At 57.5% G+C, this 12,013-nt stretch carries 10 protein-coding genes and 1 tRNA gene; 10 read left to right on the top strand and 1 reads right to left on the bottom strand.

All coding sequences use genetic code 11. The features are described 5' to 3' along the window. The first annotated feature begins 5 nt into the window (after positions 1-5). The 9 genes from flgJ (at position 6) to secF (ending at position 10,105) form a co-directional block, all read left to right on the top strand. The gene (gene flgJ / locus E5Q11_RS04605) at positions 6-1,010 is read left to right on the top strand and encodes a flagellar assembly peptidoglycan hydrolase FlgJ (protein WP_135802192.1); all 1,005 of its coding nucleotides are present in this window, start codon (positions 6-8) and stop codon (positions 1,008-1,010) included. A 4-nt stretch (positions 1,011-1,014) separates the two neighbouring features. After that, a complete protein-coding gene (flgK, locus tag E5Q11_RS04600; protein ID WP_135802191.1) occupies positions 1,015-3,063 on the top strand; it encodes a flagellar hook-associated protein FlgK in 2,049 nt (682 codons plus the stop codon). A gap of 37 nt (positions 3,064-3,100) precedes the next feature. Further along, positions 3,101-4,312 (top strand): flagellar hook-associated protein FlgL, encoded by a 1,212-nt coding sequence (flgL, locus tag E5Q11_RS04595; protein WP_135802190.1) that lies wholly within the window; start codon positions 3,101-3,103, stop codon positions 4,310-4,312. Between the two features lie 73 nt (positions 4,313-4,385). After that, a tRNA-Leu gene (locus E5Q11_RS04590) sits at positions 4,386-4,472 on the top strand. Positions 4,473-4,536: 64 nt separating this feature from the next. Next, the gene (gene queA, locus E5Q11_RS04585) at positions 4,537-5,625 is read left to right on the top strand and encodes a tRNA preQ1(34) S-adenosylmethionine ribosyltransferase-isomerase QueA (RefSeq protein ID WP_135802189.1); all 1,089 of its coding nucleotides are present in this window, start codon (positions 4,537-4,539) and stop codon (positions 5,623-5,625) included. A gap of 14 nt (positions 5,626-5,639) precedes the next feature. Continuing rightward, positions 5,640-6,758 carry a tRNA guanosine(34) transglycosylase Tgt gene (gene tgt, locus E5Q11_RS04580; RefSeq protein WP_135802434.1) on the top strand — a complete coding sequence of 373 codons (1,119 nt, stop codon included), beginning with the start codon at positions 5,640-5,642 and terminating at the stop codon, positions 6,756-6,758. A 54-nt stretch (positions 6,759-6,812) separates the two neighbouring features. Further along, entirely contained in the window at positions 6,813-7,175 is a 363-nt protein-coding gene (gene yajC / locus E5Q11_RS04575; RefSeq protein WP_135802188.1) for a preprotein translocase subunit YajC, read from the top strand. Between the two features lie 103 nt (positions 7,176-7,278). Then, positions 7,279-9,156 carry a protein translocase subunit SecD gene (gene secD, locus E5Q11_RS04570; RefSeq protein WP_135802187.1) on the top strand — a complete coding sequence of 626 codons (1,878 nt, stop codon included), beginning with the start codon at positions 7,279-7,281 and terminating at the stop codon, positions 9,154-9,156. Beyond that, positions 9,149-10,105, top strand: a complete 957-nt coding sequence (gene secF / locus E5Q11_RS04565) for a protein translocase subunit SecF (RefSeq protein WP_135802186.1) — start codon at positions 9,149-9,151, stop codon at positions 10,103-10,105. Before secD ends, secF begins: the two co-directional genes overlap by 8 nt. A 78-nt stretch (positions 10,106-10,183) precedes the next feature. Here the strand turns inward: secF and E5Q11_RS04560 are convergent, their stop codons facing one another. Then, complete coding sequence (locus E5Q11_RS04560; RefSeq protein ID WP_135802185.1) at positions 10,184-10,981, bottom strand: inositol monophosphatase family protein; 798 nt, start codon at positions 10,979-10,981, stop codon at positions 10,184-10,186. Positions 10,982-11,165: 184 nt separating this feature from the next. Here E5Q11_RS04560 and trmJ point away from each other — a divergent pair, with 184 nt between their 5' ends. Further along, positions 11,166-12,011: a tRNA (cytosine(32)/uridine(32)-2'-O)-methyltransferase TrmJ gene (gene trmJ / locus E5Q11_RS04555; RefSeq protein ID WP_135802184.1), complete on the top strand. Its 846-nt coding sequence runs from the start codon at positions 11,166-11,168 to the stop codon at positions 12,009-12,011. Positions 12,012-12,013 lie beyond the last annotated feature (2 nt).

Below are 12,013 nucleotides of genomic sequence, written 5' to 3'. Positions count from 1 at the left end.
CGATGATGCAGGACTTCAATCTTCAGAAAGCCCAGGTTTACACCGAGTTTGAGGGACTTAACTCCCTCAAAACCCGGGCCCGCACCGATAAGGAAGGTGCGCTGCGTGAGGTGGCAAAGCAGTTTGAAGGCCTGTTTCTGCAGGAAATGGTCAAGTCCATGCGAAAAGCCGGAGATGTGTTTGCTGAGGGTAATTTCCTGAACAGCAAGCAGTCCGAATTCTATCGCGAGATGTTTGACAGCCAGTTGAGTCTGACCCTCTCCCAGAAGCAGGGCACGGGCCTGGCGGAAGCCTTGGTGCGCCAGTTAAGCCGACAGATTCCGGGTATGGATCAGGAAGGCAAGCCCATGGCGGCCCATAAGAGCGACCTGAATGATTATGATCGGAGCTTGCCGGTGCTGTCGAAACGTCTACCGGAGCAGGTCAAAGAGGTCAATCGGGTAGCGGAGTCTGTCGGAGCCATGCCCAAGGATAGCGTTGCAGAGCCGCTGCCAGAGCGTTTTGAGTCCCCGGAGGACTTTGTCCGTCAGCTGCTGCCCATGGCAGCGCGCGCGGCCGAAGCCAGTGGCATTAACCCGAAAGTGATGATTGCCCAGGCGGCCCTCGAGACCGGCTGGGGCCGACACATGATCAAAGGCGAAGCCGATGCGCCCAGCTTTAACCTGTTCGGTATCAAGGCAGACCAGCGTTGGGCCGGTGATTCCGTGGACATTGCCACCACCGAATTCCGCGACGGCGTACCCATGAGCGAGCGCGCTTCCTTCCGTGCCTATCCGGACTATGAAAGCAGCTTCCGGGACTATGTGTCCTTCCTGGAATCCAACCCGAGATACCGGAATGTGCTGTCGGCTGCGGATGATCCGGAGCAGTTTGCACGAGGACTCCAGGATGCCGGTTATGCGACAGACCCCCATTACGGCGAGAAGATACGGCGCATTCTGAATACCGACACCCTGAACCCTGAACCTGCGGATATCCTGTCGCTGGGTGCTGGCGGTACTGAGGAGTAAGGTTATGGCAGGCTTGATCAATATTGGTCTGACCGGCATTCTGGCGCATCAGTCCGCTCTGAATACCACCGGCAACAACATCACCAACGCCAACACCCCTGGCTACAGCCGCCAGGAGGTTCAGTTTGATACCCAGTCCGGGCGCAATACCGGTGCCGGTTACATTGGTACCGGTGTTCAGGTAACCGATATCCGCAGGCTGGCCAATGAATTCCTCACCCAGCAGGTGCGGGAAGACAGTGCGCTGTTTGGCGAGCAGGACGCCCTCAACTCGGAGTTGTCGCGTCTGGACAATCTTCTGGGCGGAAACGCCACTGGCCTGAGCAACGCCTTGAACAATTTTTTCTCCAGCCTGCAGAATGCCGCGGAAGACCCAACGTCATTGCCCCAGCGTCAGTTGGTGCTTAGCGAGGCCCAGCAGATCGTTAACCGATTTCAGGGCATCAACAATGAATTTGTTCAGCAGCGGGAATCCATCAAGACCCAGATGCAACAGGGCGTGGAGGATGCCAATTCACTGATCCAGAGCATTGCCGACCTGAACCGTTCCATCGCGGAATCCCCGGGGCTGGCCCAGGGCCGCGAGCCGAATTCACTGCTGGACCAGCGCGATGAGAAGCTTCGCCAGCTGTCCGAGATTGTCAGTATCCGGGTGCTCCAGACCGACGGCGGTCAGGTCAATGTATCGCTGCAGAACGGTCAGTCATTGGTGCTTGAATCCACGGCATCAAAGCTGGGTACCCGTGATAACTCGGAAGATCCCAATTACCTCGAGTTCACACTGACCAGTGGTGGGCGCACCCTGGCGGTGGACGAACAGATCACCGGCGGCAAACTGGGCGGCCTGCGGCGCTTCCAGGAGGAAGGGCTGCGCCCTGCCGAGGCCGAACTGGGCCGCATTGCCATTGCGCTTTCGGATTCGATAAACCAGCAGCACGAAATCGGCATGGACCTGGAAGGGGATCTGGGCGGGCCGTTTTTCTCGGACATCAACAGCACAGCCGCCCAACGCGGGCGGGTGATTCCCAATGCCAATAACAGTGCCCCGGGTGATGCCCAGCTGGCGGTTGAAATCATCGACAGCTCAGCGCTGCCGGCGGGAAGCTGGTCGCTGCGGTTTGGGGGCGATGGCCGGAACTTTGAACTGGTTGATCGCGCTACGGGTAATGTAGTGAATCAGGGGCGTTTGCCCGACCCCGTGCAATCAGAAATTTCCATGCCCGGGTTCAACATCCGGATTGAGGGCGGCACGTTCAATGCCGGTGACAGCTTTCTGATTGAGCCTACACGGCAGGCCGCTGCTAACCTCGACCTGGCGATCAACCGCGAGGAAGACATCGCGTTTGCCAGCCCGGTTCGGGCCGAAGCCAGCGATGGCAACGGCGGTGACGGCGAAATCAGCCAGGGCACCATGCTGAACGTACGGGACCCCTTTACCAACGCGCTTTTGCCAAATTTCAGCCAGCAGGGCCAGCTGTCGCCGCCACTGGACATCCAGTTCCGGGACGACGGCGGTCAACTGGTATTTGACGTGATTAACGGCAACACCGGCACGGTGCTGCAGGCCGGGGACGCTGCCGCTGTTCCGCCGGTCAACGTTTTCCAGCCCGGCGTCTCCAACAAGCTGTTTACCGAAGACCCCCGAGCGGATAACTATTATGGCTTCCAGTTCGAAGTGTCCGGAAACCCGCAGCCGGGTGATTCGTTCAGCATTGGCTACAACGCCAATGGTATTTCTGATAACCGCAACGCCGAGTTCCTGGCGGCGCTTGGTACCAGAAATACCCTGAACAACGGCAGCCAGAGCTTTGCCGAGGGCTATGCCGGGCTGGTGGGTGAAATCGGCGTTAAAACCCGGCAGAGCCAGCTGGACAAGGATTCCGGCCAGACCCTGCTGGAACAGTCCAATAATCAGCGGGAATCTGTGTCCGGGGTGAATCTGGATGAAGAGGCAGGGCGGTTAATCCAGTACCAGGCCGCCTATAACGCCTCTGCCCAGGTCATGAGCGTTGCCCAGGATTTGTTCAACACGTTGCTGCAGACTTTCCGGTGATCAGTGGCAGCCGGGCCAGCACAAGAGGTGATCTGACATGATCAGAATTTCATCACAGCAAATTTTCCAGGGTGGGATCAACCGCCTGCAGGATCTGAACTCAACCCTGAACCAGACCCAGGAACAGATTTCCACGGGCAAACGGGTGAACAGACCATCGGATGACCCGGTGGCGGCCGCCCGGATTCTGAAACTGGACCAGGAACTGCAGCGCATAAGTACCTATCAGCGCAATACTGACCTGGCTGAGAATCGGCTGGAGCAGGAAGAAAACGCGCTGGACCGGTCGGTTGATGTGATCCAGCGGATTCGGGAATTGACCGTACAGGCCGGTAGCGGCTCCCTGTCCGCCAATGATCGCAAATCCATTTCAGCAGAGATGAAGGAACGACTGGGGCAGTTGGCGGACATTACCAACACCCGGGACGCGTCCGGCGAATACATTTTCAGCGGTTTCCAGGGGGCCAACCCGGCCTATGCGAGGGACGGAAACGGTAACTGGGTTTACCAGGGCGATGAAGGCCAGCGGTCACTGGAAATTGATGACGGTGTTACCGTGCCCATCAGCGACCACGGTAAGGGTATCTATTCCACCGTGCCTGCCGCGACTTTTGCCGAAAGCGATCCCGGAAACCAGGCCGGGGCCAGGATCAACAGCGTTGAAGTGATCGATCAGACCGCTTTCGACGCCGTGGCGCCGGACGATATCGAGATTACCGTTGACGCCACCGCCGGAACCCTGACCGCGGTAAACAGCCGGACGGGCACTGTTCTGACGGCACCGCCATTGCCCTACACCAGCGGCGAGCCAGTTGAAATAGCCGGAGTGCGCGCAACCATTACCGATGCAGGCGACGGCGACCAGTTCACCATCCGCACCGGTGAAAAGCAGTCCGTGTTCCGGACCATTGAAAACCTGATCGCTGGCCTGGATGGCATCGACAAAGGGTCTGAAGCGGGCAGGGATGCATACGACGACCTCATTGCCAACAGCCTGAACAACCTGGATAACGCCCAGGAAAGTATTGTTCTCAAGCAGACGGAAATAGGGGGCCGCCTGAACGCCGTCGAGTCTACCAAATCCTTCCTTGAGGATTCGTCGGTTTACAGCGAAGAAATCCGCTCAGAGCTGCGGGATGTGGATTATGCAGAAGCCATCAGCAGGCTCAGCTTCCAGAGTTTTGTGCTTCAGGCTGCCCAGCAGTCTTTTGCCCAGGTCTCACGGCTGTCCCTGTTTGACCGGCTCTAGGCCTGTAACCGGCTGATCGGCCGGTTATTGCTTTCGCACACGACGTCAGTATAATCGCCAGCACTCAACAGATGGCGGTGTGGTGAAATTGGTAGACACGACGGATTCAAAATCCGTTGCCTTAACGGGCGTGGCGGTTCGAGTCCGCCCACCGCTACCATTTGTCGAGAGTGATGCCTGTCCGACTCACGCAAAGCTCCTTTGCAACCTGTGCAAGCCTGCCCATGAACGTCTCTGACTTCCATTTCGATCTGCCTGACGAACTGATTGCCCGATACCCGCTGGAAAAACGAAGCGCCTCACGTCTGCTGACCCTTGACGGCAGCACCGGTGATATCGGCCATCGCAGCTTCGAGAATCTTCTGGACCTTCTGCACAGTGGCGACCTGCTGGTGTTTAACGACACCCGCGTCATCCCCGCCAGACTGTTCGGCAAAAAAGAGACCGGCGGTCAGGTTGAGATACTGATGGAGCGGCTGACCGGCGATCATCAGATGCTGGCTCATGTAAAAGCCTCCAAGGCGCTTCGGCCAGGGCAGATCATTATTCTTGAAGATGGCTCCCGAGTGACGATGCGCGGGCGCGAAGGGGCACTGTTCCAGCTGGATAACAGCGGCCCGGAAACCCTGCTGGCTCTGCTTGAACGCATCGGCCATATGCCATTGCCGCCCTATGTTGACCGCCCGGACGAATCCACCGACCGCGAACGCTATCAGACCGTTTATGCCCGTGAGTCTGGCGCTGTGGCAGCGCCCACTGCGGGACTGCACTTTGATGATGAGCTTTTGGCACGGCTTGCGGATAAGGGCGTTGAAAGCACCTTCGTAACCCTCCATGTGGGCGCTGGCACCTTTCAGCCAGTGCGGGTTGACCGGATTGAAGATCACGTGATGCACAGCGAGGTGGTGCGCGTCACCGGTCAGACCGTCCGGGCCGTGCAGGCCGCCCGGGAACGGGGAGGGCGCGTTGTGGCTGTGGGTACCACCTCTGTGCGCTCTCTTGAATCGGCAAGCCGGAATGGTGTGCTTTCGGCCTTTCAGGGGGAGACAGACATCTTTATCCACCCGGGCTATCGCTTTAACACGGTGGATGCGCTGATCACCAATTTCCATCTGCCGGAATCCACTCTTATCATGCTGGTCAGTGCGTTCGCAGGTTATGACCACACCATGGCGGCCTACCGGGCAGCAGTGGCCGACCGCTACCGGTTTTTCAGCTATGGCGATGCCATGTTCATTACCGGGCAGCAGCCGAGCCTGGGCGCCTGCCAAACTGACACCGACACACAGCCAGAATCCGGAGCGGCGCAATGAGCACACCCAGCTTTATGTCATTTGAAAAGCTTGGCGAGGACGGCCGGGCGCGCCGCGGTCGGCTGACTTTTCCCCGAGGCGCTGTCGAAACCCCTGCCTTCATGCCTGTGGGCACCTACGGCACGGTTAAAGGGATGCTGCCGCGGGACATTGAAAATATTGGCGCCCATATCATTCTTGGTAACACCTTTCACCTGATGCTGCGTCCCGGCACGGAAGTGGTCAAGGCCCACGGCGACCTGCACGATTTTACCCAGTGGCATGGGCCTATCCTGACCGATTCCGGTGGTTTTCAGGTGTTCAGCCTGGGCGAAATGCGGAAAATTACCGAGCAGGGGGTGACCTTCCGCTCCCCGGTGGATGGTTCGCCAGTGGAACTGTCCCCGGAAATTGCCATGCAGGTCCAGCGAGACCTGGGCTCAGACATTGTCATGATATTTGACGAATGTACCCCTTACCCGGCCACCGAAACCGAAGCCCGCGAGTCCATGGAGTTATCGCTGCGGTGGGCAAAGCGCAGCAAGGACGCCCACGAAGGCAACCCGGCTGCACTGTTCGGAATCGTGCAGGGGGGTATGTATGAATCCCTGCGCGAGCGTTCCCTTGAGGGCCTGGTGGATATCGGCTTTGATGGCTACGCCATTGGTGGCCTGTCGGTGGGCGAGCCAAAAGAGGATATGATCCGCATCCTGGACGATCTGCCGCCAAAGATGCCGGACGATAAGCCCCGCTATCTGATGGGAGTAGGGCGGCCGGAAGATATTGTCGAGGCGGTGCGCCGGGGCGTGGATATGTTTGATTGCGTTATGCCCACCCGTAATGCCCGCAACGGATACCTGTTTACGTCCACCGGTATTGTTAAAATCCGCAATGCCCGCCACCGTTACGACACTCAGCCTCTTGATGATCAGTGCGACTGTTATACCTGCCAGAATTTTTCGAGAAGTTACCTCCATCATCTGGATAAGTGTGGAGAAATGCTGGGATCGCAACTGAATACCATCCACAACCTGCGGTATTACCAGAACATCATGGCCGGATTGCGTGGGGCCATTGAAGCAGGTACATTGTCGGACTTTATTAGCGACTTCTACGCGCGCCGGGACCAGCCGGTCCCGCCACTTGCGGACTGACGACGCCCAATGTGTCTGCGCTAGCCAAATTAATCGACCAATGGAGAAACAAACATGAAATCAATCAAGCTGCTTGTTGCCGCTATTATTGCTGCAATGCCGGCACTGGCTATGGCCCAGGATGCAGCGCCGCAGGGCATGGGCGCGATGGGTCAGATCATTTTCTTCGCCGGCTTTATCCTGATTTTCTACTTCCTGATCTGGCGCCCGCAGTCCAAGCGCACCAAAGAGCACAAAGCCCTGATGGAAGGCCTGAACAAGGGTGATGAAGTGGTCACCTCCGGCGGTGTCGCAGGGAAAATTACCAAAGTAACGGATGACTTCATTGTTCTGGAAGTGTCAGACAACGTAGAAGTCAAAATCCAGAAAGTTGCCGTTGCTGCAGCGCTGCCCAAAGGTACTCTCAAAGACATCTGAGAAGGATATCGATGACCGATATCTGACGCCGGCCCTCGAGGGCCGGTTTCTTTTGCCAAGCTGAGTAAGAAAGCCGGTCGCTCGACCCGCTTAAAGGGACCCCATGCTGAACAAGTATCCGCTCTGGAAGAACCTGATCATCGTGTTTGCGCTGGTGATCGGGTTTATTTATGCCTCTCCGAACCTGTTCCCCGACGATTATGCCGTTCAGATCACAGGTGCCAGAAGCAGCACACAGGTCGACCAGCGCATTCTGGACCGTGCGGTCGGCGCACTCGAGGCCGAAGGCATCGAAATCAAGGCTGCCGAACTTCAGGAGCGGGATGCATTGATCCGCCTGAACAGTGCCGAAGATCAGCTCAGAGCCCGTCCGGCGGTTCAGAAAGCGTTGGGCCGCGACTACCTTGTGGCTCTCAACATGGCAGCGTCGACGCCAGACTGGCTGCGTTCCCTGGGCGCTGGCCCCATGAAGCTGGGTCTGGACCTGCGCGGCGGTGTTCACTTCCTGCTGGAAGTAGACATGGAAACTGCAGTGGACCAGCGTCTGGAAGCCATGGCCGGGCAGATCAAGCAGGAGCTCCGCGACGAGCGCATCCGCTATCGTGGCGGTGACGTGGCCGGTGATCGTTCCATTGCGCTGATATTCAGGGATGCGGAGTCGCTATCCGAAGCGGAAAGCCTGATCCGCGACCAGTACATGCAGTTCCAGTTTGATGATGAGCAGACCGAAGACGGTGCTTACCAGCTGACGCTTACCATGTCCGATGCGGAAATCCAGTCAATCCAGGACTACGCCCTTGAGCAGAACCTGACGACTATCCGCAACCGGGTTAACGAACTCGGTGTTGCCGAGCCGCTGGTTCAGCGCCAGGGCGCAGACCGCATTATCGTGGAACTTCCCGGCGTTCAGGATACCGCCGCTGCCAAGCGGGTACTCGGTGCCACTGCGAATCTGGAGTTCAGGCTGGAAGCACGTTCGGACGCCCCCAGCAGCGAAGTTGAGGTGTTCCCCTTCCGAGACAGCGAAAACCGCACGGCTCGCCTCCAGCGAGATGTGATTGTTACCGGTGACAACGTGTCCAATGCCCAGTCGGCCTTCGATGAAAACGGCCAGCCGCAGGTCAACATCACCATGGATTCGGTTGGCGGCGACCTGATGAACCGGGCAACCCGGAATGCCATCGGGCGCCGTATGGCGGTTCTGTTTATTGAGTATCGCACCGAAACAGAAGAAGTAGTGGTCGACGGTGAAACCCAGCTGGTGGACGAGCGGATTGTGGAAAAGGGCATCATCAGCCTGGCGACCATTCAGTCGGCTCTGGGCGCCAGCTTCCGTATTACCGGGCTGGATTCGATTCCTGAAGCCTCTGAACTGGCACTGCTATTGAGGGCGGGCTCATTGGCGGCCCCCATGTACTTCGTGCAGGAGCGCACCATCGGGCCAAGCCTGGGACAGAAGAACATCGATGCCGGCCTGATGTCGGTGATGCTCGGCTTCGGGCTGGTACTGCTCTACATGATCGTTTACTACCGTGGGTTTGGCGTGATCGCAAGTGCCACTCTGACGTTGAACCTGATGATGCTGATTGCCTGCATGTCGATCCTGTCTGCAACTCTGACGTTACCGGGCATTGCTGGCATTGTATTGACCGTCGGTATGGCCGTTGACGCCAACGTTCTGATTTTCGAACGGATCAAGGAAGAGCTGAAAACCGGTGTGCCGCCCCAGTCGGCCATTAACTCCGGTTATTCGAGGGCGTTCGTATCCATTGTTGATGCGAACATCACGACCCTCCTGGTTGCCGTCATTCTGTTCGCCATGGGTTCAGGCCCGGTGAAAGGTTTCGCCGTAACGCTTTCCATCGGTATTCTCACATCCATGTTCTCTGGGTTGATGGTCAGCCGTGGCATCGTCAATCTGGTATTCGGCCGCCGCACCATCAACAAGCTGTCGATCGGAGGGAAGCAAGCCAATGTCTGAATCTACCAAGAAACCTATTGATTTCATGGGCTTTCGGAAAATTGCTTCCGTTCTGTCCATTGCGCTGATCGTTGTCTCCATCGCCATGTTGGCGGTTCGCGGGCTGAACTTCGGCCTCGACTTTACCGGCGGTACGTCGGTTGAGCTTGAATACCGGCAGGCACCAGCACTGGACGATATCCGTAATCGGCTGTCGGATGCCGGTTATGAGCAGTTTGTCGTGCAGAATTTCGGCGCCGATACCACGGTTCTTGTGCGCATGGCAGAATCGTCTAATGATCAACTGGCCCCGGAAGTGGTTGAGGTTCTGTCAGCGGATGGAACGGAGCTAGAGCTTGTCAGCTCTGAGTTCGTTGGTTCCCAGGTTGGCGATGAACTCAAGGAAGACAGCGGTCTTGGTTTGTTGATCGCGCTGGCTGTGGTTCTGATCTACGTGGGCATGCGTTTCCAGTTCAAATTCGGCATCGCGTCAGTGGTTCCGCTGGCTCACGATGTCATCATCGTGCTGGGTATATTCGCCCTGTTCCAGTGGACGTTTGACCTGAGCGTGCTGGCAGCTCTGCTGGCAGTCATCGGTTACTCCCTGAACGACACGATTGTGGTGGCGGACCGCATCCGGGAAAACTTCCGGACCATGCGGGAAGGGGATTCCTGGCACATCATCAACACGTCCATCCATCAGACCATCAGCCGTACGATCAATACGTCCGGCACCACGCTGGTTGTTCTGCTGGCCCTGTTCTTCCTGGGTGGTGAAGCCATCAACAACTTTGCCATAGCATTGATTATCGGCGTGGTTGTGGGTACCTACTCATCCATTTACGTATCAGCAAATCTGCTGCTGGCGCTGCATGTGGATCGCCATGATCTGATGGTGCCGGCCAAAGAGGGCCTGGCAGGTGAAGAGGAAGAGAACGAAGAGCCACCAGAATGGCTGAATCGGATGTAGTTCCAAGATGTGATTGGTGCCGGGCTTAGCTGCCGGTCCTGACAGAAAAGCCGCTTCCCGTGGGAAAGCGGCTTTTTTTTATTGCGGCAAACGCCCGCGGAACGGGTGAAGGGTCTTCAGGACTTCCTTGAACAGTTTGGGATTGGCGACAACCAGATGCTTCGCCTTGCCGGCGGAGGGGTTGCCCGCGAAGTCTCCGGTCAATGCGCCGGATTCCATTGCCAGGGTAACGCCGATGGCGAGGTCCGCTGGCTCGGGTCGGAAAATAACGGCAGCGTCCAGGTGGCCAGAGGCAACCCGGGCGATATCCAGTGCCACGCAACCGGCAGTACGGAACATGCTGCTGTCTTTCGCCAGCATGGAGGCCATCTCACCCCACAGCAGGGGGTCTTCGCCCTTGCGGGTCTGATCCAGCAGGTTGCTGACAATGGCGGCGCGGTCGGCGTGTTTGGTTTCACTGGTGCGCACGCGCCGGCTGTTCAGCGCAGCGCCATAGCCACGACTGGCGGAATACTCCTCACCAGTGACCGGGTTAACCAGCAGCAGGCTTTCCGTGCGGTTGTTCTTTTTCTGAACCAGGGCCAGCGCAAAATCCGGGATGCCTCTGAGGAAATTCTCACGTCCGAGAACCGGAAAGATATGCCAGCTTTTCTCGCTGGTACCGGCATCTGCTTGGTTCAGTTCGGCAATGGAGTGGTCTTTGTAGGCTTTTTCCAGTTGTTCGGAAAAACTGCCATAAACCGACTGTTCGACACGTTCAAGCTGTTTTGCGCGGTCTTCGCTGTCGCCGTTAGGTTCCTGGCGCTCAAAGTGTGCTTTGAGGTAATCGGAGCCCTGTCTTGCGACGCGAAGGGCCATTTTAATCGCTGGTTGCATCTGAGTGTTCATTTCCCAGGTGTGTGAAGGGCGCACATCATATCAAAAACTGAATCCGCTTGTATGGTTTTAGCGCGGCCTGAAGTACCTTTACCATGGTGCTACGGGTAAACCGGGGGTCAGTGTAAACCGCAAGTCTGATATGATTGCGTTCTTTCCAGACTCAAACAGAGACAGTCGTAACATGCACAAGTCCGCATTGCCCCAGGAGAGCGCCGGTGGATTCGGCGACCAGATACGGATCGTTCTGGTTGAAACGTCCCATTCCGGTAACATTGGCGCCGTTGCGCGTGCCATGAAAAACATGGGGCTGGCTAATCTCTGTCTGGTGAACCCGGTATCCTTTCCGGATGAAGCTTCCTACGCCCGCTCCGCCGGCGCATCCGACGTGCTCGATAATGCCATGGTTGTGAATAGCCTGGACGAAGCGATTGCGGACTGTGTCTGCGTGATGGGCACCAGTGCCCGTGGCCGGAAAGTGCCCTGGCCGGTGATTGCGCCGCCAGACGCCGCCGCAAAAGCGGCTGAGCAGTCCGCTGCAGGACCGGTTGCCCTGGTGTTTGGCCGCGAAAATCACGGGCTGAGCAATGAAGAGCTGCAGCGATGCCATTTTCATATTCACATTCCGTCCAACCCGGACTACAGCTCGTTGAACCTTTCGATGGCGGTTCAGGTTGTCTGCTACGAATTACGAATGCATTTCCTCAGGGGGATTGAAGGCGGTGAGGTCAGCCCCTATTTAAAGCCGATGGTGGCACCTGGCGACCCTGGTTGGGATGTGCCTCCGGCGCCGGTTCAGGATGTTGAAGGCTTCTTCGAGCACCTGGAACAGGTGCTTGTGGATGTGGAATTCCACCGCCGGGAAAAGCCCCGGCAGTTGATGACCCGGTTGCGTCGCCTGTTTCAGCGGGCGCAGATGGATCAGATGGAAATCAATATTCTCAGAGGCATTCTGACATCGGTTCAGAAGGCCTCAGGGGCGCCCGCCAGTGGGTCCCGAGTGAAAACAATCGCAGGTGAACAGGACTAACA

Origin of the sequence: Marinobacter confluentis, assembly GCF_004785685.1 — a bacterium.
In the GTDB taxonomy this organism is placed as follows: domain Bacteria; phylum Pseudomonadota; class Gammaproteobacteria; order Pseudomonadales; family Oleiphilaceae; genus Marinobacter; species Marinobacter confluentis.
Note: the sequence above shows the minus strand (reverse complement) of the source record. Positions and strands in the feature narration are given on the sequence as shown.